The organism is Microbacterium sp. F1-18 (genome assembly GCF_052921305.1).
In genome coordinates this window covers 154,045-180,681 of record NZ_JBREVD010000004.1, presented here as the reverse complement: position 1 = coordinate 180,681, position 26,637 = coordinate 154,045, and the positions used below count along the sequence as shown (strand labels likewise).

At 68.1% G+C, this 26,637-nt stretch carries 25 protein-coding genes and 1 tRNA gene; 6 read left to right on the top strand and 20 right to left on the bottom strand.

All coding sequences use genetic code 11. The features are described from left to right. Positions 1-6: 6 nt before the first annotated feature. Genes ACU6RU_RS12860 through ACU6RU_RS12835 form a run of 6 tightly spaced genes read right to left on the bottom strand, consistent with a single transcriptional unit; the run spans position 7 to position 7,232 of the window. Complete coding sequence (locus ACU6RU_RS12860; protein ID WP_446726735.1) at positions 7-1,860, bottom strand: protein kinase domain-containing protein; 1,854 nt, start codon at positions 1,858-1,860, stop codon at positions 7-9. Beyond that, positions 1,857-3,314 (bottom strand): peptidoglycan D,D-transpeptidase FtsI family protein, encoded by a 1,458-nt coding sequence (locus tag ACU6RU_RS12855; protein WP_446726734.1) that lies wholly within the window; start codon positions 3,312-3,314, stop codon positions 1,857-1,859. The genes ACU6RU_RS12860 and ACU6RU_RS12855 overlap by 4 nt, the downstream gene beginning before the upstream one ends. Beyond that, positions 3,311-4,636 carry an FtsW/RodA/SpoVE family cell cycle protein gene (locus tag ACU6RU_RS12850; protein WP_289331542.1) on the bottom strand — a complete coding sequence of 442 codons (1,326 nt, stop codon included), beginning with the start codon at positions 4,634-4,636 and terminating at the stop codon, positions 3,311-3,313. The genes ACU6RU_RS12855 and ACU6RU_RS12850 overlap by 4 nt, the downstream gene beginning before the upstream one ends. Positions 4,637-4,692: 56 nt before the next feature. Next, positions 4,693-5,928, bottom strand: a complete 1,236-nt coding sequence (locus tag ACU6RU_RS12845) for a PP2C family protein-serine/threonine phosphatase (protein ID WP_446726733.1) — start codon at positions 5,926-5,928, stop codon at positions 4,693-4,695. Positions 5,929-5,937: 9 nt separating this feature from the next. Beyond that, a complete protein-coding gene (locus ACU6RU_RS12840; protein ID WP_446726732.1) occupies positions 5,938-6,495 on the bottom strand; it encodes an FHA domain-containing protein FhaB/FipA in 558 nt (185 codons plus the stop codon). Then, entirely contained in the window at positions 6,492-7,232 is a 741-nt protein-coding gene (locus ACU6RU_RS12835; RefSeq protein WP_446726731.1) for an FhaA domain-containing protein, read from the bottom strand. Before ACU6RU_RS12835 ends, ACU6RU_RS12840 begins: the two co-directional genes overlap by 4 nt. Positions 7,233-7,373: 141 nt before the next feature. Here ACU6RU_RS12835 and ACU6RU_RS12830 point away from each other — a divergent pair. The 3 genes from ACU6RU_RS12830 (at position 7,374) to ACU6RU_RS12820 (ending at position 9,430) form a co-directional block, all read left to right on the top strand. Beyond that, positions 7,374-7,457 (top strand) — tRNA-Leu (locus tag ACU6RU_RS12830). Positions 7,458-7,601: 144 nt separating this feature from the next. Continuing rightward, positions 7,602-8,843, top strand: coding sequence for a cation:proton antiporter domain-containing protein (locus ACU6RU_RS12825; RefSeq protein ID WP_446726730.1), 1,242 nt, complete (start codon positions 7,602-7,604; stop codon positions 8,841-8,843). Further along, the gene (locus ACU6RU_RS12820) at positions 8,840-9,430 is read left to right on the top strand and encodes a GNAT family N-acetyltransferase (RefSeq protein ID WP_446726729.1); all 591 of its coding nucleotides are present in this window, start codon (positions 8,840-8,842) and stop codon (positions 9,428-9,430) included. The genes ACU6RU_RS12825 and ACU6RU_RS12820 overlap by 4 nt, the downstream gene beginning before the upstream one ends. Positions 9,431-9,567: 137 nt before the next feature. Here the strand turns inward: ACU6RU_RS12820 and ACU6RU_RS12815 are convergent, their stop codons facing one another. From ACU6RU_RS12815 to ACU6RU_RS12795, 5 genes are all read right to left on the bottom strand, one after another. Continuing rightward, the gene (locus tag ACU6RU_RS12815) at positions 9,568-10,347 is read right to left on the bottom strand and encodes a hypothetical protein (protein ID WP_446726728.1); all 780 of its coding nucleotides are present in this window, start codon (positions 10,345-10,347) and stop codon (positions 9,568-9,570) included. A 7-nt stretch (positions 10,348-10,354) separates the two neighbouring features. Beyond that, positions 10,355-10,570, bottom strand: a complete 216-nt coding sequence (locus tag ACU6RU_RS12810; protein ID WP_289330539.1) for a hypothetical protein — start codon at positions 10,568-10,570, stop codon at positions 10,355-10,357. Between the two features lie 295 nt (positions 10,571-10,865). After that, a complete protein-coding gene (locus ACU6RU_RS12805) occupies positions 10,866-14,225 on the bottom strand; it encodes an ATP-binding protein (RefSeq protein WP_446726727.1) in 3,360 nt (1,119 codons plus the stop codon). Continuing rightward, on the bottom strand, positions 14,222-14,971 hold the full coding sequence (locus ACU6RU_RS12800) for a DUF4194 domain-containing protein (protein WP_446726726.1): 750 nt from the start codon (positions 14,969-14,971) through the stop codon (positions 14,222-14,224). Before ACU6RU_RS12800 ends, ACU6RU_RS12805 begins: the two co-directional genes overlap by 4 nt. Further along, positions 14,964-16,436: a DUF3375 domain-containing protein gene (locus tag ACU6RU_RS12795; protein ID WP_446726725.1), complete on the bottom strand. Its 1,473-nt coding sequence runs from the start codon at positions 16,434-16,436 to the stop codon at positions 14,964-14,966. The genes ACU6RU_RS12800 and ACU6RU_RS12795 overlap by 8 nt, the downstream gene beginning before the upstream one ends. 318 nt (positions 16,437-16,754) lie before the next feature. Here ACU6RU_RS12795 and ACU6RU_RS12790 point away from each other — a divergent pair, with 318 nt between their 5' ends. Then, positions 16,755-17,642, top strand: coding sequence for a hypothetical protein (locus ACU6RU_RS12790; protein WP_446726724.1), 888 nt, complete (start codon positions 16,755-16,757; stop codon positions 17,640-17,642). 312 nt (positions 17,643-17,954) lie between these two features. Here the strand turns inward: ACU6RU_RS12790 and ACU6RU_RS12785 are convergent, their stop codons facing one another. Further along, positions 17,955-18,608 (bottom strand): hypothetical protein, encoded by a 654-nt coding sequence (locus ACU6RU_RS12785; RefSeq protein WP_147374375.1) that lies wholly within the window; start codon positions 18,606-18,608, stop codon positions 17,955-17,957. Positions 18,609-19,426: 818 nt separating this feature from the next. Between ACU6RU_RS12785 and ACU6RU_RS12780 the strand changes: the two genes are divergently transcribed. After that, complete coding sequence (locus ACU6RU_RS12780) at positions 19,427-19,618, top strand: hypothetical protein (protein ID WP_120263896.1); 192 nt, start codon at positions 19,427-19,429, stop codon at positions 19,616-19,618. Between the two features lie 24 nt (positions 19,619-19,642). Here ACU6RU_RS12780 and ACU6RU_RS12775 read toward each other — a convergent pair whose 3' ends face one another. The 5 genes from ACU6RU_RS12775 to ACU6RU_RS12755 all read right to left on the bottom strand — a co-directional run bounded on the left by ACU6RU_RS12775 (position 19,643) and on the right by ACU6RU_RS12755 (position 23,506). After that, entirely contained in the window at positions 19,643-20,134 is a 492-nt protein-coding gene (locus ACU6RU_RS12775; protein WP_446726723.1) for a GNAT family N-acetyltransferase, read from the bottom strand. A 174-nt stretch (positions 20,135-20,308) separates the two neighbouring features. Then, positions 20,309-20,980, bottom strand: a complete 672-nt coding sequence (locus ACU6RU_RS12770) for an HAD hydrolase-like protein (protein WP_446726722.1) — start codon at positions 20,978-20,980, stop codon at positions 20,309-20,311. A 10-nt stretch (positions 20,981-20,990) separates the two neighbouring features. Further along, complete coding sequence (locus ACU6RU_RS12765; protein WP_446726721.1) at positions 20,991-21,695, bottom strand: ABC transporter ATP-binding protein; 705 nt, start codon at positions 21,693-21,695, stop codon at positions 20,991-20,993. After that, positions 21,692-22,834 carry an ABC transporter permease gene (locus tag ACU6RU_RS12760; protein ID WP_446726798.1) on the bottom strand — a complete coding sequence of 381 codons (1,143 nt, stop codon included), beginning with the start codon at positions 22,832-22,834 and terminating at the stop codon, positions 21,692-21,694. The genes ACU6RU_RS12765 and ACU6RU_RS12760 overlap by 4 nt, the downstream gene beginning before the upstream one ends. Positions 22,835-22,924: 90 nt before the next feature. Continuing rightward, a complete protein-coding gene (locus ACU6RU_RS12755; protein ID WP_446726720.1) occupies positions 22,925-23,506 on the bottom strand; it encodes a TetR/AcrR family transcriptional regulator in 582 nt (193 codons plus the stop codon). Between the two features lie 90 nt (positions 23,507-23,596). Between ACU6RU_RS12755 and ACU6RU_RS12750 the strand changes: the two genes are divergently transcribed. Next, the gene (locus ACU6RU_RS12750; RefSeq protein ID WP_446726719.1) at positions 23,597-24,469 is read left to right on the top strand and encodes an aldo/keto reductase; all 873 of its coding nucleotides are present in this window, start codon (positions 23,597-23,599) and stop codon (positions 24,467-24,469) included. A gap of 33 nt (positions 24,470-24,502) precedes the next feature. On the opposite strand, the gene nucS is transcribed toward ACU6RU_RS12750, so the two are convergent. From nucS to ACU6RU_RS12735, 3 genes are all read right to left on the bottom strand, one after another. Continuing rightward, positions 24,503-25,201 carry an endonuclease NucS gene (gene nucS / locus ACU6RU_RS12745; protein ID WP_289330551.1) on the bottom strand — a complete coding sequence of 233 codons (699 nt, stop codon included), beginning with the start codon at positions 25,199-25,201 and terminating at the stop codon, positions 24,503-24,505. A gap of 9 nt (positions 25,202-25,210) precedes the next feature. Further along, a complete protein-coding gene (locus tag ACU6RU_RS12740) occupies positions 25,211-25,516 on the bottom strand; it encodes a GNAT family N-acetyltransferase (RefSeq protein WP_446726718.1) in 306 nt (101 codons plus the stop codon). A 343-nt stretch (positions 25,517-25,859) separates the two neighbouring features. Further along, the gene (locus ACU6RU_RS12735; protein ID WP_446726717.1) at positions 25,860-26,633 is read right to left on the bottom strand and encodes a CPBP family intramembrane glutamic endopeptidase; all 774 of its coding nucleotides are present in this window, start codon (positions 26,631-26,633) and stop codon (positions 25,860-25,862) included. Positions 26,634-26,637: the final 4 nt, after the last annotated feature.

The following is a 26,637-nucleotide window of genomic DNA, read 5'->3' as shown; positions in this document are numbered from 1 at the left end:
ACTCGGTCAGTTGTTGCTTCCGCCGTTGCTGCTTCCGCCGTTGCCGTTTCCGCCGCCGTTGCTGCCGCCGTTGCCGTTCTGGCTGGGGGTCGGCGACGGCGCCGTCTGAATCGTGGCGGCCGCCTCGGAAGAGGCGGGCGACGTGCGGTCGCCGCTCTCACCCGCGCACGTCACGGTGTACGTGACCGAAAGGGCTCCGGAGTCTCCGACGGTGACCGGAGCCGGGCGCTGGTTGAGGCTGAAGCTCGACGTGGTCTGGCCGTTGGCGAACGTGCCGCCCGAGACCGTGAAGCGGTACTCCGACGGGGTCAGACCCGCGGGGCACGTGTAGCTCGACCACATGACCTGCACGGTCGAGCCCGCGGTGACGCTGGTGACGGTCTGCCCGTTCGACTGGATGGTCGGTGCGGCCGGCGCCTCGAGCGGGCTCTGCTCGGCGTACGACGTCAGGGTCACCGAATCGGTGGGCTTGACGTTGCCGAGCGGGACGACGTCGTAGACCTGGCCGACCTGATCCTCGCTCGGAGCGGGGTTGCCGGGAGCGCAGGTGACGTTCTCGAGGCCGGCGCGCTCGGCGACGGCGAGAGCGTCTTCGCACGAACGGCCGGTGAGGCCGAGTCCGTCGACGTTGATCGAGGACGGGGTGCTCGGGGTCGCCGGCGCCGAGGGAGTGTCTGCGGGGGTGGACGGTGCCGAGTTGCTCGGGCTCGAGGGAGCGGGATCGGGGTCACCGCCGCCGGAGAGCAGCGCGAAGAGCGTGCCGCCGAGCACGATGACGAGCAGGGCGATGAGCGCCACGAGAGGCCAGGTCCACCGGCTGCGCTTGCGCTTGGGCGTCTCGTTGAGATCGGCGTCGGCAGCCGCGGCGTCCGACCCGGCGCCTGCAGCGCCCGCAGCGGCGAGCCCGGCACCGGCCGCCGCAGCGCCTGCCGGCAGCAGCAGAGTCGCGGTGTCGCCTCCCTCTGAGGGCAACAGCTGCGTCATGTCGCTCGTGCCGGCGCCGGCCGCGATCGCCGGGACCGCAGCGTGAGCCGCGGCCAGATCTCCGCGGCGGAGGGCGGATGCCGCCCGTGCGACGGCCGACGCGGATGCCGGACGGTCATCGGGCTTCTTCGCGATCATCGCGAGGATGAGCCTCTGCACCGGGTCGGAAACGGTCGCAGGCAGCGGCGGAGGCTGCTCGTTGATCTGCGCCATGGCGATCGCGACCTGCGACTCACCCGTGAACGGACGCTTGCCCGCGACGGACTCGTACGCGACGATGCCGAGCGAGTAGATGTCGGTCGCCGGGGATGCCGGGTGCCCCGAGGCCTGCTCGGGGGAGAGGTACTGCACCGTGCCCATGACCTGACCGGTCGCTGTCAGCGGCACCTGATCGGCGATGCGCGCGATGCCGAAGTCGGTGATCTTCACGCGGCCGTCGGGGGTGATGAGAAGGTTTCCCGGCTTGATGTCGCGGTGTACGAGGCCAGCCGCGTGCGCAGCCTGCAGCGCCGATGCGGTCTGGGCGACGATGTCGAGCGTCTTGTCCGACGACAGCGAGCCCTCGCGCTCGAGGATGGTCGATAGCGCCTCGCCGGGGACGAGCTCCATGACCAGGAACGCGCTGCCGTTCTCTTCGCCGTAGTCGAAGACGCTCGCAATGCCCTCGTGGTTCACGAGTGCAGCGTGACGGGCCTCGGCGCGGAAGCGCTCGAGGAACCCGGGATCACCCATGTACTCGTCTTTGAGGATCTTGATCGCCACCGTGCGGCCGATGACGTGGTCAGTGGCTTCCCACACCTCGCCCATACCGCCGATCGCGATCCGCGAATCCAGTTCGTAACGCCCGCCGAAGCTCACGCCTTGCATGGGTCTCATCTGTTCAGCACCGCCTCGATAACCTTCTTCGCAATGGGGGCTGCGATCCCGCTGCTCGTCCCGGCCTGCCCCTGGCCGCCCCCGTTCTCGACCATCACTGTGACGGCCACCTGGGGGTCATCCGCCGGCGCGAAGCCGGTGAACCACAACGTGTACGGATCGCCTGGACCGTGCTCCGCAGTGCCCGTTTTTCCGGCGACATCGACGCCGTCTATTCTTGCACCGCTCGCCGCACCATCACGGACATTGGCGACCATGAGGGTTCGCATCTGCTCGGCGACATCCGTGCTGAGCGCACGTCCGAACTCGCTCGGCTCGAACTTCTCCTGCACCGTCAGGTCTGGTGCGACGACGGAGTCGAGCAGCTGCGGCTTCATCACCATGCCGCCGTTCGCGATGCCGGCCGAGACCTGGTTGATCTGCAGCGGCGTCGCGACGACGTCCCCCTGACCGAAGCCGGAGAGCGCCGTGCGGGCGTCGTTCAGTCCTCGGGGGTACTCGGACGCGGCCGCCGGGAGCGGGATCTCCATCTCGCTGTTGAACCCGAACTTCTCGGCCTCTTCGCGGATGGCGTCGTCGCCGAGTTCGACCGCGAGCTCGGCCATCGGGATGTTGCAGCTGAGTCGGAGCGCGGTCGCCAGGGTGACCGTGTCGCCGGGGCCACAGGTGCCGAGGTCGAAGTTGTGGAGGGTGTTGCTCGTGCCGGGGATCGTCCAGGTCGCGGGGTTCGGGAACGTCGACTCGGGCGTGTACTTTCCCGACGACAGTGCGGCGGAGGCCACGACGAGCTTGAACGTCGACCCTGGTGGGTTGAGGTCGCCGCCGATGGCGCGGTTGAACAGCGGCTTGAGCGGGTCGGCTGCGAGCTCGTCGTACGCGGCGTTGACACCGGCGGAGTCGTGCGACGCCAGCACGTTGGTGTCGAAGCTCGGGCTCGTCACCATCGCGAGGATGCGTCCGGTGGACGGGTCGCTCGCGATGACGGCCCCCTCGTACCCCTGCAGTGCGTCGAACGCGGCCTGCTGGATCTTGGGGTCGACCGTGAGCAGCACGTTCGACCCGCGCGCGGGTGCACCCGAGATGATCTGCTCGAGGCGGGCGAGGAACTGCGTGTCGTCGGTGCCCGAGAGCGACTGGTTCATGATCTGCTCGATGCCCGTCGACGAGCCCAGCACCGGGTTGATCCAGCCCGTGATGGGCGCCCACAGGGCGGCATCCGTGTACTGGCGCTGCCACGAGTAGATGTCGCCGCTCGGCACGGATGCCGCAACGACCGAGCCGCCCGCGATGATGGACCCGCGCTGGACCTCGAACGAGTCGTACAGCGTTCGCCGGTTGCCTGGGTTCTCGTTGAGCGCCTGGGCCTGGATCACCTGGATCCAGCTGGTCGAGACGAACAGCGCGAGGAACATCGCCAGCATCACGAAGCTGAGTCGCCGCAGTTCCTTGGTCATCCGATCACCACCCGGGGTCGAGAGCGAACCGCATCCGAGATGCGGAGAAGGAGGGCCACGATGATCCAGTTGGCCACGAGCGACGAGCCGCCCGCTGCGAGGAACGGCGTCGTCAGGCCCGTCAGGGGGATGACCCGGGTCACGCCGCCGACCATGATGAACACCTGCAGCGCGATCGTGAACGACAGGCCGGTCGCGAGCAGCTTGCCGAAGTCGTCCTGGCCCGCCAGGCCGATGCGCACGCCGCGGCTCGTGAAGACCATGTAGAGGCACAGCAGAGCGAAGACGCCGATGAGGCCGAGCTCTTCACCGAGGCTCGGGAAGATGTAGTCGCTCTGCGACAGCGGTGTCATCCACGGGCGACCCTGGCCGAGCCCGGTGCCGATGAACCCGCCCTTGGCGAGTCCGTAGAGGCCGTTGATGAGCTGGAAGCTGCCGCCCGCGGCATCGACGTTGTTCGGGTCGAAGGGGTTCAGCCAGTTCTGGAAGCGACCGTTGACGTACGGCAGCACCTGCGAGGCGAGGATCACCCCTGCCAGCACCAGGCTGAGGCCGATCATGACCCAGCTGGTCTTTCCCGTCGCGACGTAGAGCATCGCGATGAACATGCCGAAGATCAGGGTTCCGGTGCCCAGGTCGCGCTGGAGCACGATGATGCCCAGCGAGATCGCCCAGATGACCAGCACCGGGCCGAGCTCGCGTGCCCGGGGCCACGTCACGCCGAGGAACCGGGTGCCCACGGACGTGAGCGACTCGCGCGTGCGCACCAGGTAGCCCGCGAAGAAGATCGCCAGGGCGATCTTCGCCAGCTCGCCGGGCTGGAACGAGACGATGCCGCCGATCGACACCCACACGTCGGCGCCGGCCTCGACACCCAGGCCCGGGACGAACGGCAGCAGCAAGAGCGCGATGCCCGCGAAGCCGAAGACGTACGTGTACCGGAAGAGCACGCGGTAGTTGCGCAGGGCGATCACCACGATGAGCGCGGCCACCAAGGCGATCGCGCACCAGACGATCTGACGCACGGCCAGCATGTCCCAGCCTTCGGACGTGCCCTCGAGGTCGATGCGGTAGATCATGGCGATGCCGATGCCCGACAGCAGGGTGGCGATCGGAACGACGAAAGGATCGGCGTCGCGTGCTCGCAGGCGCAGCACCACGTGGATCGCCAGTGCGAGCGCGTCGAGCACGGCGCAGTAGACCAGGAACGACGAGTCGATCGCCCCGTTCTTCCCGAGCTGCACGAGGGCGAGGGCGGCGGCGTTGATCACGAACGCGAAGAGCAGCAAGCCGAGCTCGCGGTTGCGCTGCGTCTGCGGCATCCGCAGTTTGCGCAGTGCCTTGATGACCGAGGTGTCGGCCGAGACGGCGGTGCCGGTCACGATGATCCTCCGTCCACACGCAGGTTCTCGACGATGGCCTGCGCCTCGGCGAGCGAGTCGGCCGTGATCGCCTGCTTCACCAGGTCGAGTTGATACGGAGCCAGGTCCGCGAGGGGGATTCCGGTGTCCTCCTCTGGCGAGGAGAGCGAGATCGGTCCGATGCTCGGCGGGATGCCGCGGTAGATCACGACCGTGTCTTCGTCGACGCCCACGAAGTAGCGGGTCTGCGTCCAGCTGTAGGCGCCGAACAGCACGACCCCGATCGCCGCGAGGATGACGATGAAGCCGGCGAACCAGGTGAGTCGGCGCCGGCGCGCGCGGCGGCGGTCCTCCTCGATGAGCTCTTCGAGGAACTCAGCCGCGGGCTCGAAGTGCGTGGGCTCGTTCGCGGCCTGGCGGGCAGGATGCAGCCAGCTGCTGCGCTGCGGGCGAGCCGCGGGCACCTCGATGCCGAGCGGGTGCGAAGCCGAACCGACGACCGTCGGCGGTCCGCTGAACAGCGGGTGTTGCCCACCGACGTCGACGATGACGATCGTGACGTTGTCGGGCGCGCCGCCGTCGAGCGCCTGCTTCAGCAGGCTGTCGGCCGTGCGGCCGGGAGCCCAGCCCTGACCGAGCGCCTTCGCCGTGTGCGCATCGTCCACGACGCCCGAGAGGCCGTCGGAGCACAACAGCCACCGATCGCCGGGCTGCGTGGGCATGACGAACGTGTCGATCTCAGGATCGGGGTCCATGTCGCCGAGCACACGCATCAGAACCGAGCGACGCGGGTGGTAGCGAGCCTCCTCCGGCGTGATGCGGCCCGAGTCGACCAGGCGCTGGACGAACGTGTGGTCCGTCGTGATCTGTGTGAGTGCTCCGTCGCGGAAGAGGTACAGGCGCGAGTCGCCGATGTGGGCGATGACGGCGTATTCGTCGACCATGACGAGAGCGCTGACGGTGGTGCCCATGCCGGCGAGCTCGGGGCGCACCTTGACGGTGCTGATCAGCTCGGCGGCGGTGTCGGCCAGCGCCTCGCGCAGGGCGGCCTCGGCCTCGGTGGTCGACGAGAAGGCCTGATCGAGGCTCTCGAGCCGTCGCACCGCGAGGCTCGACGCGACGTCACCGCCGGCGTGCCCGCCCATGCCGTCGGCGACGACGAACAGGTTCGAGCCGCAGAAGCCGGAGTCCTGGTTGTTCGAGCGCACCTTCCCGGTATGCGAGATGGCGGCGCTGGACCCTTGGAAGACCATGCGTGCGGGCTACTTCCGCAGTTCGAACGTCGTCGCGCCGACCTTGATCGGCGCTCCCACGACGACCGGAACCGGAGAAGCGACGCGCTCGCCGTCGTGCCACGTGCCGTTGGTCGAGTCGAGATCCTGGATCATCCACTGGTTGCCCCACAGCACGAGACGCGCGTGGTGGCTCGACGTGTAATCGTCACGGATGACGAGACCCGATTCGCTCGAGCGACCGATGGTCAGCGGTTCGGAGCCGAGCGGAAGCTCGAGCCCGGCCTTGGGGCCGCTGGTGATGACGATGCGCGACACGGCGTCGGTCGTCGCCTTTCCACCCTTGCCTGCCGGCGGGGGAGTCCCCACGGCGCCGACCGCCGCCGTGGCGGCATCCGGCGATGACGTGGGCGGACGGGTGACCGCCGGGCTCGCGGCCGGGGCGGCACCGGCGGCCGCCGGCTCGGGGAGCTTGCGCACCTTCACACCGAACAGGTCGGCGCGGAGCGAATAGACGACGGCGAAGACGAAGAACCACAGCAGCACCAGGAAGCCGATCTGCAGCAGCAGGAGGGTCAGCGGACTCATCGGGCGTCACCTCGGGTGTCGTACATACGGGTCGCGTCGGCAGCCGACATCCGAGGACGCGCGGGGGCCTGAGCCTGTGGGACGACGCGGAAGACGATGTCGGTGCGCCCGATGCGCACGACGCCGTCCGACGGCAGGGCGGCCTCGCTGACCCGCGCGCCGTTGAGCTGCGTGCCGTTGGTGGAACCGAGGTCGCGCACCATGGCGCGCTCGCCGTCCCAGAGGATCTCGACGTGCTTCCGGCTGGTGCCGGCATCCGGGATGGTGATGTCGGCGTCGCTGCCGCGGCCGATGACGGTTCGCGCGGCGACGATCGGATGCCGCGTGCCGTCGATGTCGAGCACGGCTTGCCACGACACGCGGGCGCCCGCATTCGAGTTGGAATCGACGCGGACGGTGCCCGTCGACAGCTGCGGGTCGTCCTGAAGGGCGACCGAGACCGCACCCGAGAACGAGTACCCCTGGGCCTTCGCGTGCTTCTCGACCAGGCCGCGCAGCTCGTCGAGGAGGGCGGGGCCGATGGCGTTCATGCGCTCGGCGTCGGTGTCGGACAGGCGCACCGTAAAAGCGTTCGGAACGAGGATGCGGTCGCGGCTGACGACGGCGGCCTTCTTGTCGAGTTCGCTGCGGAGGGCGGATGCGATCTCCACCGGCTGGACGCCGCTGCGGAAGGTCTTGGCGAACGCGCCGTTGACGGCACGCTCGAGACCCTTCTCGAAGCTGTCAAGTAGTCCCACTGGGCTCCTCAGGCAGGCGGATGGTTGCTTCATCGTAGTCAGCGAGGCTGAACGGACCATGCATTGGGCCTCGGATAGCGGCTCGGGGGCCGTCGGTGGCGTGATATCCTCGGGAAGTTGAGTTCGTGGAAACACGGTCTCGCGCGAGTGGCGGAATAGGTAGACGCGCTGGCTTCAGGTGCCAGTGCCCGCAAGGGCGTGGGGGTTCAAGTCCCCCCTCGCGCACAGTGAGACGAAGGCCTCCGACCGGGAAACCGGCGGAGGCCTTCGTCGTCTCATCCCGGGTCCACTTATGGGGCGCACATCGGACGCCGATACGTTGGCGCAGCCGCCGCCGGTGGCGCCACGCGTGACGTGCCGGGAGGGGCCATGCCGACGACTGTTCTGCTCGTGATCGGGCTGGCCCTGTTCGTCTGGGCCCTGTGGAGCCGCCTGTTCCGGCGGGCGAGCGTCAACGGACCGATCGTCATGACGGCCATCGGCCTCGTCGCGGGCGCACTCCTACCCACGCAGAACCTTCTCTTCATGGAGTCGAAGGTCACACTCGTGCTGGCCGAGATCGTGCTCGCGTATCTGCTGTTCGTCGACGCCCTCGACGTGCGCGGATCTCTGCGCTCGCAGTTCACGGGCGTCCCCGCTCGCCTCCTGGGCATCGGGCTGCCGCTCTCACTGCTGCTCGTGCTCGCGGTGGGCTTGATTCTGCCGCTCGGTCTATCGATCGCCGTGATCCTGGCGATCGCGTGCATCGCGGTTCCGGCCGACTTCGCCCCGGAGACCTCGCTCGTCCGGGACAGTCGGGTGCCTGCTCGGGTACGTCGGTGGCTGAGCGTCGAGAGCGGCTACAACGACGGCCTCGTGTCGCCGCTGCTGCTCGGTGCCCTCGCTTTCGCGAGCGCGGGGGACACCGGCGACGCCGGACGAGCGTTCGCCGTCGCAGCGCCTGCCGGACTCATCGCCATCGTCGTGGGCGGGCTGCTCGGCCTCGCCATTGGAGCGACGACACGGTTCGCCGATGAGCGCGGCTGGACCGAGGCGCAGAGTATGCGCATCGCCTTCGTCGCCGCGCCGGTCATCGTCTTCGCAGCCGCGGTCATGCTCCACGGCAACGGCTTCGTGGCGGTGTTCGTGGCTGGGTTCGTGATTCGCCTTACGCGGGGGGCCAGCGGCATCCCGAGGGCCGAGCTCGCGCTCCTCGAGGACCTCAGCTGGCTCGCGAACCTGCTCCTGTGGCTGGCGTTCGGCTTCGCCGCGATCATCCTGCTCAGCGAGACCTACGACTGGTGGCCCGCGATCGTCTTGGCGCTCGTCGCGCTCACCGTCGGCCGCTTCGTGCCGGTGGCTCTGGCCCTTCGGGGCAGCAACGCCACCGCCAAAGAGCGGTTCTTCATCGCCGCGATGGGCCCGCGCGGTGCGGCATCCATCGTGTTCGGGCTGATCGCGGCCAACGCACTCCCCGGCGAGGACGGCTTCCTCGTGCTCGCCGCCACCTGCATGGTCGTCCTCGGCAGCGTCGTGCTGCACGGGATCGGCGGCCCGTTGCTCGTACGGCGTTTATGGGGTCCACCGCATCCTGACCACCATCGGCTGTCGAAAGTGAAGGACTCGCTATGAGCGCAACCGTCCACCAGATGGATCTCCGTGCCACCGACCCGAACGACCGGATGTCGTTCGCCCGGCGTCTCCAGGCGGCGTTCGCGCTCGCACTGACCGATCAGGGTCCGAGCTCGGACGTCCCGACCCCCTCTGACCGCGAAGTGTTCGCCTCGTTCGACGACGACGCCTCCGAGGTGCTCGACATCGTGGCGGGGGACGAGGTGGTCGGCGGAGCGGTCATCGCGGGCGACGACGCTCGCCGGTCGCTCGAACTCTTCTTCATCGATGCCGGGGCGCACGGCCGGGGGCTCGGGCGGGCTGCCTGGCACGCGATCGAGGGGCGCTACCCGGGCACCCGGATCTGGGAGACCCACACTCCCCACTTCGAGGTGCGCAACATCCACTTCTACGTCAACGTGTGCGGCTTTCACATCGTCGAGTTCTTCCACCCGGGACATCCGCTCGAACACCGCGGTGAGACGACGACGGGAGAAGACTCTGCAATCGACGGCGACGAGGACGTGCCGGAGCTGATGTTCCGGTTCGAGAAGCTGATGCCGCGCGCCGTCAGGACGCCGGGGCCGCCGGGGCCACCTTCGGCTTAGCCCACGATACGGAGTTCGGTCTCCTCAGAGTCCCCGACGCTTGAACATGGGATGCCTAGGCCTTGATCCTCAGATCGCGGAGGCGAAAGGGCGGTCGGAGCGATCTTGCCCCGACCGCCCCCGAAGAGGGACGTAAGTCAGCCGTACGTCACGACAGCACTTGTGGAGGTGACCTTCAGCTGAAGGAATCCCGGGACGTTGCCCCAGCCGGCCATGTGGGTGTTGAACGAGTAGCGAATTCGGGTACCGCCGTCGTACGTGTTCACCTGCTCGTTCGAGACACCTACGGGGAGTGAGACGAACTTTGCGCTGCCCGCGATGTACTGCGCGCTCGAGCCACCCGACCACTGCTGGTAGTTGGCGTCGAAGCTGTTGCTCGCGCTGATGCCGTGATAGTAGACGTGGCAGTTGTCTGCGTAGCGAACGCCCGCAGAGTAGCCGAAGCGGCAGTTGTCGATGCCAGATGCCATCGGGGCGACGACGCCCTCGGCCGTAGCCCTCTCGAGAACGTAGTCGCCGTCGTACTCCGGCTCCAGATACAGGGCGGCCTCCGCGATCATCGCCGCCAATTCGGCAGCGGTTGCCTCTCGCCCGAGTTCGATTCCGGTTTCGATGACCGAGCCGTCTGCGAAACGGTCGGTAGTGACTCGGTAGCCGTCGCGCTCCGCCGTCGTGCTCTCGGTCGGCTCGGCCCCGGCGAACGAATCCCAGGCGATGCCCGAGTTGGACTTGTCGATCAAAGCGTCCTGGTCAGCGGCGTCGACGCCGAGAGCGGTCATGGTGGTCCGGAGCTCGGTCTCTTCGGAGTTCCGGGCCTCGAGGCTGACTGCGGACGCCGGCGACGCGGCGAGCAGCGCGGATACCGCCAAAGTCGCGATACCGGCACCTAGCCCGACATTCTGGTGACGCTTGAACATGTGATACCTATCCTTCTTTTGCTCTTCTGGATGACCGGGGGCCGCGGTAGATGAACCACGCCGCCGGTCCGATGAGAGGGAGAAGCACGATTGCCAGGCACCACACCACCGACCAGAACACGCCTAGTTCTTGACGCGCGCCACCCAAGCTGAGCAACGCAACGACCATGACGATGAGGATGAAGATCCCCCCGAATGTCCAGGCGATGTCGTAGAACGGCATGAGTCCTCCTTTGCGCAGCAACTTAAGAAGTTGCCCGTTGACGTGCTCTTCTCGAGCGGATTGCACAGTCTCGTGTGGGCCTGTATGAGTCACCCATGATGCCGGTCAGGACCGCGATGCACCGCAGAGACGTTCGTCCCCGCAAGGCGCGTCACGCAGGCGGTGGAGACGCGTTCACGCCGCTCGAGTGGGCCGAATGAATGAGAAACGGCATCCGAAACGTCAGCAAAGCGTGCCGAGCGTTCATACAAATGAGTGAGATCGTGCCCTCGGCGGATGCCCGGCGTCGAGCCCGTCAGGATGCCGGGGCCTCCAGGGCGACTTTCGGCTTGGCCCAGGAGCGGCCGCGCGTGTCTTTGAGGATGTCGTACTCGACGTCAACGTGCGGCTCGATGGCGCTGTACTTGTCGTTCGGTGCGCCGATGACGAGCTGGAAGCCGAGTCCGCGCCACGCCCCGATCGCCCGCTTGGTGAAGTGCGCATCGGCCTTGATCAGGGCTTCGTCCATGAACACGGGCGCGTAGCGAGGCCGCTCGGCGCTCGCGTCGCCGAGCTGGTAGCGCAGGGCCGCGCCGACGATGAAGGCGATGAGCTCCTGCGACTCTCCGCCGGACTTCTCGCCGATGTGGTCGTAGAGCGCGACGTGCTTCTTCGTCTCGGCATCCACGCGCTCGGCGCTCACGCGAACGTGGTTGCGCACGTCGATGAGGTCGCCGAAGTCGGGCGCCGACCGCCGCATGTGCCCGATGAGGCGCGACATCCGGCGGTACGCGTGCTCGCGCTCGTCATCCGTCGTGGCGTTCTCGATGAGCCCGCGCACCTCGCGCAACTCGCGCCGGAAGCGACGGCGAGGTTCGGACTGGTTCTCGCGCGTGGTGATCTGCAGGCGATGGTCGTCGTCGTAGAACGGGAGGTCCTGCATGATGCGGTTGATCGGGTCGATGCGATCACGGATCTCGCGTATCGATCGGCTGAGCGTCGAGTCGAGGTTCGTGAGGTCGTTGCCCGACAGTTTGAGGAGGCTGTCGCGCCACTCGGCCTCCAGCTCGTGCAGTCCACTGGTCTCGAGGGCCTGGAGAGCGCGTTCGAAGTCGTCAATCGAGGTGTCGGGGTCGGGTAGCAGGTTCGGATTCGGCCACCGCTCGAGGAAGCTCACCATGATGCGTCGCAGGCCATCGCGGCTCTCGTCGAGGGCGTCGACGGCCGCCCGTCGGTCCTCTGCGAGGCGCTGCGCGGCCGTCGCGAGTGCCGCGGAGAAGCGGTTCAGCGCCTGGGACGGGCTGGCGTCCGAGGTCGGCCCATCGAGATGGAATCGCTCGTCGAGGAACGCGGACTGTGCGGCGGTGAGAGTACGCCCTGCCCGCTCGGCATCGTCGAGCACGGACTGATCCGAATCGACGTCGTCGATCACCTCGGCCCACTGCGCCTCGATCTGATCACGTTCGATCGACACGCGGGCGATCTCGTCGCGCAAGTGGGAGATCCGGTCCTTGATGTCGGAGATCCGTCGCTGCACATCGGCGATCTCCGGGTTGGCGGCTGTGACGTCGCTCTGCACGCCGATCCAGCGCTCACGTTCCGCGGTGACCGCCTCGACGTCGACTTCTTCCCAGGTCAGGTCGGTGATCTTGGCGTAGACGGCAAGGCGCGAGTCGACCGTGTCGAGCTCGGTCTCGGCGACCTTCCGCTCTCGAAGGGCGTCGTCGAGACGGCGACGAGCGTCCTCGATGAGACGTGCCACGTCGTGCCGGCGTCGCTCGTTCGAGAATCCGAGGACGTTCTCGCGACCGTGGCCACCGTGCGCGCCGCGGTTGCCCTGCGCGACCTGTCCCGTGATCGTGAGCGCCATGCGATGCTTTGGCAGCTCGGCGCTGGAATCGACGCAGACGTATCCGTGACGGGTCTCGAGCCGCTCCTGCAGCCAACCGGTGAACGGCGAGCTCTGGTAGTCGAGACGCCCCGGGAGCGTCTGCGGATCGAGGTTGGCGACCGGCTCCATGCCGGCGTGCACGCCCTCGAAGCGCAATCGCACGGGGGTGTGGACCGATTCGATCGCCGCCCGGAAGCGCCCCAGGTGAGCGGTGTCGATCAGCACCGTGGTCGCGAAGCCGCCGAGCGCGAGGTTGAACGCCTCGCGCCACGGCTCGAACTCGGTGCGCACCTCGACAAGCTCGCCGACGAAGGGAAGGTCTGCGGTCGTGAGTCCGGCGGCCTCCGCGAGCCGCTCGCGCGACTCGTGCAGAGCGGGCGGGATGTTGCCGTGGCGAGAGGCCACGCGCTCAGCCTCCGCCTCGAGTTCGGCGACCTCGATCCGCGCGGCTTTCGCCGTCGACGCGCCTTCAGCGAAGGCGGAGCGAGCACGCGCCTTCGCGTCGGAGTCGGCGAGCTCTGCGCGGGCGCGGGAGATGAACGCCGTGAACTCGTCGCGGTTCGACAGTTCGACGCCCAGACTCTTGACGGCGGTGTCGAACACCTCGCGGTGTCGCCGGACGTCGGCGAGCCGTCGCTCCACCTCGCGCAGTTCGCGCTGCGCCGTGGCCAGGCGATCGCCGCCGGAGAGCCGGAGCACGTCGATCAGGCCGTCGCGTTCGGCCTCGGCGCCGTCTGCGAGAGCACGCTTCTCACGCAGCGTGACCTCGGCCGCGGTCTTGCGCTCGCGCAGCTCGGTCTCGACCTCGCGCAGCATCCCCAGGCGTCTGTCCGCGCGCCAGAGTGTGGCGAGTGAACCGGCATCCGAGAAGGAGCCGACCTCGTCGATCAGGTTCACGCGCTCGGTCGCGGCGGCCATCTTCGCCCGCAACTGCGGGATGGGCGTGAGCGCGGTGACCTGCTGCCGGGCCGTCAGCATGCGCATGCGGGTGCTCTCGAGTCCGTCGAAGTGCGCGACGACGGCGTCGGCGGTCTCCATCGTCTCGGGCTCTTCGAGCACGAGACGCTTATAGAGGTCGTCGACGGTCGTGATCTGCTGTCCCGCCTGAATACGGGCGAGCAGGCTCACCGCCTTCGCTCCGGCCCCCGCGGCGCCGATGCCCAGCACGGCGTGAAGGCGGGCAGAGAATTCACGGTCGGTCCCGACGGGATCCAGACCGACGCCGCGCACGGCGGCATCCGACAGACGCTGCGCGGCGGCCGTCTCGAGTGCCCGCAGGTCGAAGTCACGATCCGTCGTCGCCCGCACGCGCACGGTGTCTTCGAGTACGCGCGCACCCGCGGGGATGTACCACGCGCGAACTGCCGTGAAGCGGGAGCCGTCGTGATCGATCCACGTCATCGCGACCGCGGTCCACGTGTCTTCGCCGTCGCCGCGGAGAACGGTCATCTTCGTGCCGTCCTCGGTGCGTGACTCGTCGATCTTGCCGCGGCCGTACGAGAGGATGTTGCGCTGCTCCGAGCCACGCGGACGCCCCGTGACGCCGCCGTTCGAGGCGCCGTTGAAGGGCGTGGTGTGGGGCATCATGAGCGCGATGTACGCATCCATCAGCGTCGACTTGCCCGACCCCGAACCACCGCACAAGAGCGTGGCTCCGGGCGAGAAGCGCACCCGGTGAGCCCCGTCGTATCCACCCCAGTTGATGAGCTGAAGGTCTTCGGCGAGCCACTGCTGGCCGCGGGATGCCGCCGGGATGAGCCCGAACAGCGTCTCGAGCATCGTCATAGCTCTTCCTCCTGGGGCTCGTCGTCTGCCTCGTCGTCGTCGTCGTTCTCGTCACCGCGGACGGCTGCGCCGGCGTCGTTCCGTTCCGGCCGGTCGCGTAGCCAATCGCGCAGCTCGCGCAGCTTCTCGGCGCTGAGCACGATCTCCACCAGCGGACTGATGCGGAAGCGGCCCGTCGTCTCCTCGTCGACGATGCCGTCACGGGAGAGGCGGTCCATCGCCTTGCGGATCAGTCGCTGTCGTTTGGCGGTGTCGCCGTCGGCATCCGCGAAATAGCTCATCACGGTCTGTTCGACGTCCTCGATGTCGACCCGGGCAGCCGGCTCACCCGCCGCCGACTCCCGCTGGTACACCGTGCGCAGGTGCACCAGGACGAGGGTCTCCGATCGCGTGTATGCCGCATCGCGAAGCAGGATCGGAACATCGAGCTCGTCAGAGCGGACCTGTTGCTTATAGGCGACGCCGCGATCATGGTCGATCACGAGCCGCACGAAGAGGTCGTTCAGGCGCGACTCGATGAGCTGCTGATTGTCGAGGACGGTCGTCCACTCTTCGCGGTTGCGGTCGGCGAGCACGAAGCGGCGTTGCAGCAGGTGGACGAGCGCACGGCGCACGGCGGGATCGAGGACCCCGCGATCGCCGGGGAAGAGCTCGCCGAGATCGTCTTCCATCGGTGCGGGCTCGACGAATGCGCCGTCGCCCGGGGCCTCGTCTTGGGCTGCGCCGAGGGTGGCGGTGTCAGTCATCGTCGGACTCCTTCGAGGTGCGGGCGGTCACGGATCCGAAGGCGAAGCGCCGGGTGGTTCCGTCGGGGCGACGCGCCTCGACCACCGAAAGGTCTTCGCCCTCGCGCATGCCGTTGCGGTGGGCGATCTCGAGAAGGCCCACCAGGTCGACCGGGCGGCGGACGTCGTCGTCCGCGGCGAGGAAGGCCTCACCCAGGTCGAACTCCTCGCCGAGTCCGGCGACGAGAGCCTCGAGCTCCGCATAGCGCGGACCGCCCCAGGCCCGCGTATCGGCATCCAGCATCTCCGCGTCTTCGTCGGACGCTGTCAGCGGTGCCGGCGCACGCGGTGGGCGGATGTCGGTCGTCGACTGCCGCAGGTGGCGGATGTCGGCCGTCGGCAGGCTGCGGATCATGTCGACGGGTGCCTCGGATGACGTGCTGTGCGTCCAGGCCTGCAGACCGGCCATGACATCGCGCAGCAGGTCGTCGACGTGGCGATCACGGATGGGGTCATGCGTGCGCACCTGCCCCGTGATGACCCGCGACGCGCGCCGCTGCGCGGTCAGGACCTCTTCGACGCCGAGCTCGACCCGTCGGCCGATCGCGTCGAGCTCGGCTCGCTGCTCGGCATCCATCAGGCGCGAGAAGGGTTGTGTGAGCAGCGTGTGCAGCTGGTCGGTGAGGCTGTCGATGCGCTCGGGATCGCCGATCAGTCGGAGTGCACCGGCGAAGGCCCGGCCCTCGGGGGTGGACTGCATGACGTACTGCCCGCGCTGCAGGTACTCGCGCAGCACCTCGCCGGTGGGCCGCACGTCGCGCCGGAGGTCGGCGATGACATCGCGCTGCATGGCCTTGATCGACTCGGCGACACGCGTGAAGTCGGCGGGGAGTTCTCGGGCCAGGTGCAGCACGTTCTCGGCCTCTTCGAGAAGCTGCTCATCATCGATGGGTTCGGACTCGCCGACCTGGAGGCGTGCGATCTCGGCGTCGAGGGCGTCGCGTTCGCGGATGAGGCGGGCGAGGCGCACCTCAGGGTCGGTTTCGGCGTGGTCGGAGAGCCGCTCGACGGCTTCCAGGAGCGTGCGGACGCGGGAGTTCGAGACGCGGGTGCGTCCGCCGGTGGTGCGTCCGGTGATTTCCAGCGCGCCCACCGCGTGGGCCGTCAGCCGGTAGACCTCGACGTCGCCGTCGATCTGGGGGACGAGCCATCCCACCCGCACCCAGTAGCGACAGATCTCGCGCGCCGTGCCCGCCGGTAGTTCGCGTTCGTTCTCGTCGTATCCGGCCCCACGCAGCTCGTCGAGGATCTCGGCGACCTCGGCATGCGCATCCGAGATCTCGACGGACGGCCGGTCGACGGAGAAGACGAGGGAGAGCGTCGCGACCACGAAGGGCGCGTAGCGGCCGTGGAGGAGGTCGAGCGTGGGGGTGCGGAACGCCGACAACGCACGCACATATGCGGCCTCAGCGCGAGAACTTCCCATTCATACAACAGTATCCGGCGCGCCGACACCTAGCTGTCGCGTCAGATCCCGTCGAGCGTGGGCGGGAGAGCGAACACGAGCTCGTCGATCTCCTGAGTTTGGCGACGAAGACAGATCGAGGCTTGACCTTCAAAGAACCGGTTGGAGTCGGACCTTCGTCGTACCCCCGGGGCGGGCCCGAAAGGTGGTGCCGTCATAACCCTTCCTCTGACCGAAAACCAGCATGGATCAGACGCGTGTTGGGCGCTGACCCGTGCGATTACTCCGCGCCCTCGCGTCCGCGTGCGCGTGGCCGTGGTCGACGCCTATGGCGACACCTTGAACAGTTACATCGACCGGGCTGTGGGCAAGCACGCACCCGCGCAGCCGTGGGCGATCTACCTTGCGGGCGCTGATCAGCGCTTCCGATTCCTCGCGTTCGACCTCGACGCGCACGGAGACGCTGCAGCGCCCCTGCGCGATCTCGACGTACTCACGGGATACCTCGCGGACGCTGGCATCCCGTTCCTGGTCTGCGCGTCCGGTCCTGCCGGCGGCCGACACATCTGGATCGGCCTGGCCGACTCGATCGACGCCGACACCGTGGCCACGCTCAACCGTCTCGTCAAGCACCTCTGCCCGAGCCTCGACCTCTCACCGCTTTCCAACCCCCGCACCGGCTGCGTGCGCCCTCCAGGAGCGCCCCACCGCGATGGAGGGGCATCCGTGCCACTCACCGGCTCCCTCGACGTCCTGACGGCCCCCCGGACCTCTGCCGCCGCGATTCGTGACCTCACCAGCCACCTGGCGGCCCTCGTCGACGACGCCGAGCCGGCAGACTCCGACCGGGCACGCCCCAGCGGCCCTATCCCGGTCGACGCCCACCGCCGCCTGTACCTGCCAGGCCAGCGCCGCGAGCTCCCCGCCGTCAGCGCTGCGGCCCTCCGGGAGCTCCCGGCCGGCGCCGATGCCTCAGCGCAGCTGTGCCGCGTTCTCGTCGGCGCGGCCGCCGCCAGGTGGCACCACGCCGACGTCGCCGCGCTCGTCGACGACGCAGCCGGCCTCGAGCACGTGCGCACACGCGCGACCCCCCCGCGGCCGCGCCCCGCGTCGACGAGGCGTACAGGCCGCGATCCTCGCCCGGCAATGGGACAAGGCCGTACGGTACGTCGCTACCAGCGCACGTCAGATCGGCCTGCACACAGTGGGGAGGGCCGAGCTCGTTGATCGGCAGTCGAGCCGGCGTTGCCGGCACAGCATGGACCGTGGCGCCGCGCTATTGCGCGCCTGGCTCTTGCCCGTGAAGTCTCAGGATGACCGAGCTTTCAGAGTCAGCCTGCGCGTAGATCACGAATTCCCGATCTTGAGCGTGAGCTGTGGCCCACCTGAGCACATCATGGAAGCTACCGGCGTGCTCGAGCAGCCATTCGTCGCTGGCCCCGTCCCGCGACCAGAAGTCAACTCGATAGATCGGCCCGCCCACGACCTGCGACGCGTAGCGAGGGTCCACGCTTCGTGCTTTCAAAGAGCTCATGCGACTCAGATGGTCTTCCAAACGGTCTTAGTCTGGGAGCCGACCGTCGACAGCTGCCCCCCGACCTCGAAGTACCAGGTCGCGGTTGCCCTCCAGAACCCGGTTCCGCGGCCACCATTTTCTCCCTGCTTGGGTGTGTAGAACGTCTTACCCGTCCCATTGACGACCACGTTCTGCGTTAGTGAGCTGGATGCTCGGCTGGAGAACGACAAGTTCGAGGTGTTGTTGGCAGAGTTCGAGGGGGCGAAGTAGAGCGAGCCAGCATGCTTGATGTCTACAGTCGCAGGTGCGTTGCCAGTGCCACTGCACCAGATCTCCGTCTTGAAGATGGCGCCACCAGCTCCGGCCGAGTAATGAGGATCGCGGACGGCATTCGTGCTCGTCGTTCCCGCGCAGGTGACGCTGAAGCCAGTGGCACCTGCCCGCGTGATGGAGACTTCGAAATTGCCGTCGGCGTCGGCGGGGGTGACTACGGTCGTCTCGAGGGATTCGAGCGACGTGTCCATTCCCCGCTGTTCGTGGATCTGCTGGACCTCGTGCTCGATGGTGTCTTCGTCGATTCCCGATGCCGCCGTCGCCGCTCCTGCGGGGAGGCTCAGGGCGATCGCTGCCGAGACTGCGACCGCGAGAATTGTCCTAGATCTTGTTGCGATTCTCATGCGTCCTTCTTTTCCATCTCCAGGCATCGAACGTCTTTGGCTCAATGATGCTCATTGTGCCAAAATGCTCGTTCAGCCGTAAGTAGAAATTCGTGGTCTAGTCTGGTAGCCGCCATGTGTAGGAGGTCTTGGCTGGTCGCTCGGCGGCTTCCTTGTTCGTGGCCGAGGGCCTCACCACGCACCGCCGCACCGTCGGCGAGGCCACCCGCAACGGCAATGCCCGGGCGCACGAGATCGGCGGAAGCGAGAGTCGCACCAGCAAGAAAACCTGGCGCTACCCCACCGCCCTCGACGCGGCGTACTTCACCCCGCTCGCCGCATGGGCTACAGCCTCAGCGACGTCAAGCAGATCGTCACCGCCGCTACGACCGACTGGTAAACCCCACTATTGCTACTACTGCCGGTGTTACCTCCATCCGCGCTCCCCGGGGGTAACACCGGTGGGCCCGCGTCGACGACCCGTGCCTCAGTCGACGGCGCTCCGCGCCGCGGCAGTCCCCAAGCGCCACCAAATACCCCCAGTTGGTGGGGCATGGTGCGGCCGCTCCCCCCCCGCCCCCAATGTGCACAGCCCAGCTGTCGCGGGGCTGGCCTGCACACAGTGGGGACGGCCGAGCTCGTCGACGAACCGGCGGAGGGCAGGGCCGAGCTCTGCGAGCTCGGTGGTCGAGCCGGCGTTGCCGGCACAGCATGGGCCGCTACGCGGCCCGTTTTTTCGCCGTGAAGCCTTCAGCACTACGTGCCTTCACGGCAAAACAACAAAGGGAGAGAGAACACAGACATGGGCAACCAAGCACTCATCTCTGATCGTCGGGATCATGCTGACGAGCGTCGGTGACATCAGTTTCTGGCGCAGCGTCGTCACCGCGGCTGAGTCGACCGCGTCCTACGAGTCGAGTGCGGCGGTCTTGTGGCCCGTCGGGCTGGTGTCGATCGGCGCTGGGGTCCTCTCGCTCACTGCCACCGCGCTCGTGAAAGCCCTCGCAGGACCGCGCATACTCAGGAAGTGACCGGCCCGTCATCGAGCTGTCAGGTCAGACCCCGTCGAGCGTGGGCGGTAGAGCGAACACGAGCTCGTCGATCTCTGCGCCACGGGCGGGTGCGTAGGCGCGCTGTCGGCGGATCTCGCTGAAGCCGTTCTTGGTGAGAACGGCGATGGATGCCGCGTTGTCCGCGGCGACTCGTGCATAGAGCGGACGCTCGGCCTCGCGGGCGATGAGCAGCCGCAGCGCGGCGGAGGCGACGCCGCGACCTCGCGCGTGGCGGGTGATCCAGAAGGTGACCTCGCGGTCGCCGTCGACGGTGAAGGCCGCGGCGGTTCCGGCGAAGCCGCCGTCGTCGGTCACGACGAGCATCGAGACCCGGTCGTCGGCGCGGTGGCGCTCGAGCCACGCATCGAACGCAGCACGGTCGGAGGGGTCGTCGGTGGTGAACGCGGCCTGCGAGACGGCATCCGGGTCGCGCATCATCTCGAAGACGGCATCCGCGTCGTCGTCTTCGAAGGGGCGGAGATCCACGTGAGTCACACCGGCACGCTACGCGGATGAAATCCGTCTCATTTACGGGTATCGGTGCGGCGCGAGAATCAGTACAGTTGTCCCGTCACGCATCGCGTGACGTATCCGGGGGGATCCGTCGACGCCCGGGCGCTGCATTTCTGGCACGCAGCCCGGGCGTCGAATGGGGGAGTTCCCCGATGCTCACTCTGCAGGCAGCAGCTGCGCCCGCAGGTCGTCGATGTCGGCCGCCACGGCGATCGCGCCGTCGGCCTCGTCTGGCGTGCTGAAGCCCCACGACACGAAGATGACCGGCACGTCGTTCGCGGCGCCGCCTTCGACGTCGTGGTGGCGGTCTCCGATGAGGACGGGCCGCGAGACGTCGACGCCGTCGGCGGTCAGGCGCCGGAGAGCCTCCGCCACGATGTCCGACTTCGAGCTCAGCGTCTTCTCGTCGCTCGTCGCCCCGACGATCTCACGCAGCCGGCGCGCGAGACCGAAGTGCTCCATGAGCGCCCGCACCTGGATCTCGGGCTTGGAGCTCGCCGTCGACTGCGGCACGCCCGCCTCATCCAGCTCGACCATGAGGTCGGCGACGCCGGGGTAGAGGCGTGCTCCCGTCGTGTAGCCGTCGGCCTTGCCGAGCACGCGGTAGAACGACACCGCCTCGGTCGCCTTCTCCGGCGACATCCCGAGGTTCGTCTGGAAAGACTCGTGCATCGGCGGGCCGATCCAGTGGATGAGCTCGTCGTGCGTCGGTGCCGGGTGGCCGAAGTGGGCGAGCGTGATCGTGAGGCGGCGGAGGATGCCCTCGGAAGCGTCGACGACCGTGCCGTCGATGTCCCACAGGACGCAGGAGAACGGCGATCGGGTCATAGGTCCCACCCTATGTGCGCGATGACACGGAGTACGGCGTGAGGGTGCCGTCGACCATCTCCAGAACGCGGTCGCAGTGCTCGAGGACGTCATGGTCGTGGGTCACCATGACGACGGCCACATCGGAGCGATGCGCCTGATCGGCGAGAAGCTGAACGACCTCGTGACTGCGCGCGCGGTCGAGCGCCGCGGTCGGTTCGTCCACGAGCAGAAGCGCCGGGGAGTTGACGAGCGCGCGGGCGATGCCGACCCGCTGCCGCTCACCGCCGGAGAGCTGACCGGGGCGGTGGTTCGCCCGATGGCTCATGCCGACCGCCTCGAGGAGCGCTGCGGGGTCGACCGAGGAGTTGCCGGCGATCCGTCCCGCGAGGCGGAGCTGATCGGCCGCGGAGAGGGCGGGGATGAGGTTGCCCGACTGGAACACGAAGCCGATCGTGTTGCGGCGGAAACGCGCGGCCGCGTTGTTGCCCAACGTCGCGAGGTCGGTGCCCTTCACCCGAACGGTGCCCGAGTCGGCGGTCGTCAGGGCGCCGGCCACCGCGAGCAGCGACGACTTGCCCGAGCCGGACGGTCCGACGATGGCCACGAACTCGCCGGAGGGCACGGTGAGCGAGACGCCGTCGAGGGCGCGGATGCGGGTGTCGCCGTCTCCTCGTTCGAGGGTGACATCGCGGATGTCGAGAGCGGCGGTACGTGTGCGGGTGGTGGTGGTCATCGCTGTCCTCCGAGGGCGGTGAGGGGGTCGACGCGGGAGATGCGGAGCACCGCCGCGGCGGCGCCGATGAGGCCGAGCACGATGGTCAGTACGCTGGCGATCGCGATCGGTCCCGCTTCGAGGTCGAAGGGCATCGCGTCGGGCATGAGGGCGCCGAGTCCGACACCGGCGCCGATGCCGATCGCCGTGAACCCGACGAGAAGGATGGCGGCCTGGGCCATGCTGTCGCGCAGGAGGTATGCCCGGGAGGCGCCGACGGCGCGCAGGATCGCGATCTCGCCGGTGCGCTGGATCGTCCACACCGTGAAGAACGCGCCGACGACGAGCGCGCAGATGGCGTAGAGGAACACCTGGATCATCATCAGGGTGAGGGTCTCGGCCTCGTATCCGGGGGAGGCGTTGAACGCTTCGGTGCGCGACATCGACATCGTGCCGGCGGCCGCGTCGATGGCCGTGAGGTCGGTCGCTGCGGGCGCTTCGAGCGCGACCACGCTGGAGTATTCGTAGTCGAGAGTCGCGATCTGGTCGGCCGTCGGGGCTCCGGGCTGCGCGGTGTTGGACGCGATCAGACGCCAGGTGTCGATCGGAAGGTAGGCGACGTCGACGTGCCCGAAGGTCGCTTGACCCTCGGTGAAGCCGACGACGGTGAGCTCGAGTCCGATGCGGTCGAGCGTGACGACGGTGCCGAGCTCGACGCCCTCGCCCTCTAGAGACTCGGAGACGACGATGCCGCCGAGCTCATCGCTCACCGAGGCGCCGCTCGACACGGACGGGTCGAGGAAGCCCCCCGGCTCGATGCCGAAGAGGGTGAGGTCGATCTGCTCGTCGTCGCCGGTCGTGCCGTTGACGATGCTGACGCCCATGGGCTCCGCCTCGTCGACACCGTCGGCGCCGCGCCAGGTGTCGAGCTGCTCGCCGTCGACCAGCGAACGGCTGAAGGCGTTGTCGGTGATCGTGCCTTCGTCGAAGGCGAAGGCGGTGGCGCGCATCGACTTGAGGCCGGAGACTCCGTCATTCACAAGACCGGAAGAGAGGCCCGAGAGCAGCACGACGAGCACGGCGATCAGAGCGATCACGACACCCATCAGTGTGAACCGGCCTCGGGCGAACCGCAGTTCGCGCACAGCGAGGAACATCATCACGTCCTAAGGGGAGGAAGGTGGCGGGCGCCACCGAACCGACACACTGTCGGCATCTTCCTGACAGTGTGTCACTAACTTCGGACGAGGTCAAATGTCGCCGTGCACGCCTCCATCGAGAACCGCGATCACGCCCGCGATCACATCGTCGGCATCGGCCCCGTGTTCGACGAGCTGCATGCCGGCGTTGATCACTCCCTGCACGAGAGCCGCCTGGGTCGCGGCATCCGGAATCCGGAGCTCTTCGAGAAGGTGGCGAAGCGGCGCGGTGAGCGCGTCGTGCATCGCCATGATCGCCTCGACGTTCTTCGGCGAGATGTCGGTCTGTTGCAGTCCTGTGGCGAGCGTGTGCTTTCCGTCGGCCGTCATCCGGATCGTCGCGGTGACGTAGGCGTGGAGGCGATCGCGGCCCGGTCCGGCGACATCCATCGCGGTCTGGAGCTCGGCACCCCACTCGTCGAACGCCTGCATCGCGATCGCGGCGAGGAGGTCGTCCTTCGACGGGAAGTACTCGTAGAAGCTCGAGCGGGAGAGCCCGGCCCTCTCGCAGACGGATCGGGGCGTGATCGCGGCGACGCCGGCCTCTGCGATGATCGCCTTCGCCGAGGCGAGGAGCGCCTCATGTTGCGCGACGCGGTGTTCCGCGACGGTCGGGGCGGTGATCTTCGGCACGGCCCCATTATGGTTCTCGTCGATAAGACCCGCCCGGCCCGGTCGCCGTGTGGCGGGAATGTCTCGCCCGCTTCGCGCGCTGACATCTCCATGACGACATCCAGCACGTCCTCAGCCCGCGCTTCCGGAACTTTCCGCATCGGCGGCGACCTCGAGGTCAACCGCCTCGGCTACGGCACGATGCAGCTCACCGGCCCCGGCGTCTGGGGCCCACCGAAGGACCACGACGAGGCGATCCGCGTTCTCAAGCGCGCCGTCGACCTCGGCGTGAACTTCTTCGACACCGCCGACTCGTACGGCCCCTACGTCGCAGAGGAGCTCCTCAAGGAGGCCCTCCACCCCTACGGCGACGACGTCGTGATCGCCACGAAGGCGGGGCTCACGCGCACCGGACCCGACGAATGGCCGCCGCTCGGACGCCCCGAGTACCTCCGTCAGGAAGCCGAGATGAGCCTCCGCCGCCTCGGTCTGGAGCGCATCGACCTCTTCCAGCTGCACCGCATCGACCCGCAGGTTCCGCTCGAGGACCAGGTCGGCGAACTGAAGAAGCTCCAGGACGAAGGCAAGATCCGCCACATCGGGCTCTCCGAGGTCACTGTCGATCAGGTGAAGGCGGCGCAGCAGATCGCGACGATCGTCTCGGTGCAGAACCTCTACAACCTGCAGAAGCGGGATGCCGAAGAGCTGCTCGATTGGTCGACGGAGCAGGGCATCGGCTTCATTCCGTGGTTCCCGCTCGCCACCGGCGGTCTCACCGGCGCAGACTCGCCTCTCAGCGAGCTCGCCGAGCGCAAGCAGGCATCCCCGGCCCAGATCGCGCTCGCCTGGCTGCTGAAGCGCTCGCCGGTGATGCTGCCGATCCCCGGCACCTCCAGCGTCGCCCACCTCGAGGACAACCTCCGCGGCGCCGAGATCGAGCTCACCGACGACGAGTTCGACGAGCTCTCGAAGCTCGGAGCCTGACGGGCTCGGGCTGAGAGGCTCGGGCGCGCCGCGTCAGAACAAGCGCGGCGCGCCCGACTCGATGCCCTTCATGGCGTCATAGTCGAGCGTGACGCAGCGGATGCCGCGATCGGTGGCGAGCACCTTCGCCTGCGGCTTGATCTCCTGCGCCGCGAAGACCCCCGTGACGGGCGCAAGATGCGGGTCGCGGCCGAGCAGCTCGAGGTAGCGCGTCAGCTGCTCGACACCGTCGATGTCACCGCGGCGTTTCACTTCGACGGCGATCGTGCCACCGGCGGGATCGCGCAGCAGCAGATCGACCGGACCGATCGCCGTCGGGAACTCGCGGCGGACGAGCGTCAGATCTTCGCCGATGACCTCGACCTGTTCCGCGAGCAGACGCTGCAAGTCGGCCTCGACGCCGTCCTTGATGAGACCGGGGTCGACCCCCAGCTCGTGAGACGAGTCGTGTATCACCTCGTAGAGGCGCACGACGAGGGTGTCGCCCGACTTCGCGTGCGTCACCCGCCACTGCTCGACGACCTGCTCCTCGACATCCGGGTCATCCTCGGGCGTCTCGACCGTGAGCGTGCAGGGCGGGCTCATCCAGTTCAGCGGCTTGTACGAGCCGCCGTCGGAGTGCACCAGCAGGCTGCCGTCGCCTTTGTGCACCAGCAGCCGGGTAGCCAGCGGAAGGTGAGCATTGAGGCGCCCCGTGTACTGAACGGAGCAGCGGGCGATGACGAGACGCACCCGTCGAGCCTAAGCGCTATCGCCGGGCGTCGTCGGCCTCGGCCCTCGTTCGAGCGGTGTCGTGGTCGGCGGGCCGTGGACGGAGAGCTCGTAGATGATCTCCAGACCATCCTCGTCATCCCACTGCTCGCCTCGCTCGACGAACCCGTAACCGTCGATCAGGGCTCGGGACGCGCCGTTGTCGGGACTGATCGTCGCGCGTACGGTTCGCACGTCGGGGTGGGTGCGAGCAACGTCCAGAAGGATCTCGAGCGCCTGCCTCGCATATCCGCGGCGACGCAGCGCGGGGTCGACCCGATAGCCGACCTCGACCATTCCGCTCTCATCAGGCGGCCGTGGAAGCCGGCGACGCCGACGGCCGCGCCGAGGTGGGGATCGATGATGAGCCGGGTGATCCACGGAGCGTCACCGGGCGCGTTCCTGACCTGCGCGCTGCGGTACCGCCAGAGCCAGTCGCATTCCGGGCCTGTGAGGAACGGGTTGGCGTAGATCGGCTCGAGGCCCGCTGAGTCGCCCGAACCGAGGGCATGGAGCACCTGGTCGGGGACCATGTCGAGGTGGACGGCGGTGCCGGGGTCCGGGTGATGCCAGGGCTGTGTGGAGATCGTCATTGCGGATGATCCTGGCAGAGCAACGCCGCGGGCGCGCGCCCGCGTGTTCAGCCGAGATGCGCGGCGACGGTCGGGATGAGAATCGGCGCGTTCACGGCTGCGTGGAGCACCATGCAGGCGACGAGGTTGCGGCGCCAGAGGTACAGCACGTAGATCGCTACGGTCCCGCTCGCGTGGTACAGCAACCACTCGGGACCGAAGGTGAGCAGATGCGGCAGGACGAAGAAAGGAAGCGTCGTGGCGACGGCGACCCACCGACGTCCGGTCAGCTCGGTCAACCGTTCGAGCGGATAGCCGCGGTACAGGATCTCTTCGCAGACGGCGGCGCTCAGGATCATCGCGACGACCGCCAGGATCGGGAGCGCTGCGATGGTGGCGGAGCCGGAGTCGGGCGCGCTCTGCGGGCGGATCAGCTGTGCGAGCCAGCTCCACGCCATGGCGCCGCCGAAGAGGATGAGCGCCCACTCGAGGTCTTTGCCGGTAGGCCGCACGATGCGCAGCGACGGCAGCCTGCGCCGTTCGACACCGAACACCCACGCGAGGACGAGCGCCGTCGCGAGCGTGTTCCAGAAGATCGCGGCCGCCGGCCCGGCGAGACCGATCGCTGCGAGCGGGGGACGCGGGTCGACTCCCGCCGCGCGCAGGACCTGTGGCAGCCACATCGGCGACCACGCGAGACCGATGCCGACCAGGACGGTCGTCCAGGCGAGCGCGCGGGGGCGCGGCGGTTGCGGTCGCGGCTGGGGCTTCGGCTGGGGTCGGGGCTTTGCCGGCGTTTTTGCGTCGGCCGGTGCCGCGGCGGGGTTCGATTCCGATTCCACGAAA

Excerpts from the sequence above, each read along its gene's own strand:
- ACU6RU_RS12860 (WP_446726735.1), bottom strand. The coding sequence starts at position 1,860 with ATGAGACCCATGCAAGGCGTGAGCTTCGGCGGGCGTTACGAACTGGAT.
- ACU6RU_RS12855 (WP_446726734.1), bottom strand. The coding sequence starts at position 3,314 with ATGACCAAGGAACTGCGGCGACTCAGCTTCGTGATGCTGGCGATGTTC.
- ACU6RU_RS12850 (WP_289331542.1), bottom strand. The coding sequence starts at position 4,636 with ATGCCGCAGACGCAGCGCAACCGCGAGCTCGGCTTGCTGCTCTTCGCG.
- ACU6RU_RS12845 (WP_446726733.1), bottom strand. The coding sequence starts at position 5,928 with ATGGTCTTCCAAGGGTCCAGCGCCGCCATCTCGCATACCGGGAAGGTG.
- ACU6RU_RS12840 (WP_446726732.1), bottom strand. The coding sequence starts at position 6,495 with ATGAGTCCGCTGACCCTCCTGCTGCTGCAGATCGGCTTCCTGGTGCTG.
- ACU6RU_RS12825 (WP_446726730.1), top strand. The coding sequence starts at position 7,602 with ATGCCGACGACTGTTCTGCTCGTGATCGGGCTGGCCCTGTTCGTCTGG.
- ACU6RU_RS12820 (WP_446726729.1), top strand. The coding sequence starts at position 8,840 with ATGAGCGCAACCGTCCACCAGATGGATCTCCGTGCCACCGACCCGAAC.
- ACU6RU_RS12815 (WP_446726728.1), bottom strand. The coding sequence starts at position 10,347 with ATGTTCAAGCGTCACCAGAATGTCGGGCTAGGTGCCGGTATCGCGACT.
- ACU6RU_RS12810 (WP_289330539.1), bottom strand. The coding sequence starts at position 10,570 with ATGCCGTTCTACGACATCGCCTGGACATTCGGGGGGATCTTCATCCTC.
- ACU6RU_RS12805 (WP_446726727.1), bottom strand. The coding sequence starts at position 14,225 with ATGACGATGCTCGAGACGCTGTTCGGGCTCATCCCGGCGGCATCCCGC.
- ACU6RU_RS12800 (WP_446726726.1), bottom strand. The coding sequence starts at position 14,971 with ATGACTGACACCGCCACCCTCGGCGCAGCCCAAGACGAGGCCCCGGGC.
- ACU6RU_RS12795 (WP_446726725.1), bottom strand. The coding sequence starts at position 16,436 with ATGGGAAGTTCTCGCGCTGAGGCCGCATATGTGCGTGCGTTGTCGGCG.
- ACU6RU_RS12785 (WP_147374375.1), bottom strand. The coding sequence starts at position 18,608 with ATGAGAATCGCAACAAGATCTAGGACAATTCTCGCGGTCGCAGTCTCG.
- ACU6RU_RS12780 (WP_120263896.1), top strand. The coding sequence starts at position 19,427 with ATGCTGACGAGCGTCGGTGACATCAGTTTCTGGCGCAGCGTCGTCACC.
- ACU6RU_RS12770 (WP_446726722.1), bottom strand. The coding sequence starts at position 20,980 with ATGACCCGATCGCCGTTCTCCTGCGTCCTGTGGGACATCGACGGCACG.
- ACU6RU_RS12765 (WP_446726721.1), bottom strand. The coding sequence starts at position 21,695 with ATGACCACCACCACCCGCACACGTACCGCCGCTCTCGACATCCGCGAT.
- ACU6RU_RS12760 (WP_446726798.1), bottom strand. The coding sequence starts at position 22,834 with ATGATGTTCCTCGCTGTGCGCGAACTGCGGTTCGCCCGAGGCCGGTTC.
- ACU6RU_RS12750 (WP_446726719.1), top strand. The coding sequence starts at position 23,597 with ATGACGACATCCAGCACGTCCTCAGCCCGCGCTTCCGGAACTTTCCGC.
- ACU6RU_RS12740 (WP_446726718.1), bottom strand. The coding sequence starts at position 25,516 with ATGGTCGAGGTCGGCTATCGGGTCGACCCCGCGCTGCGTCGCCGCGGA.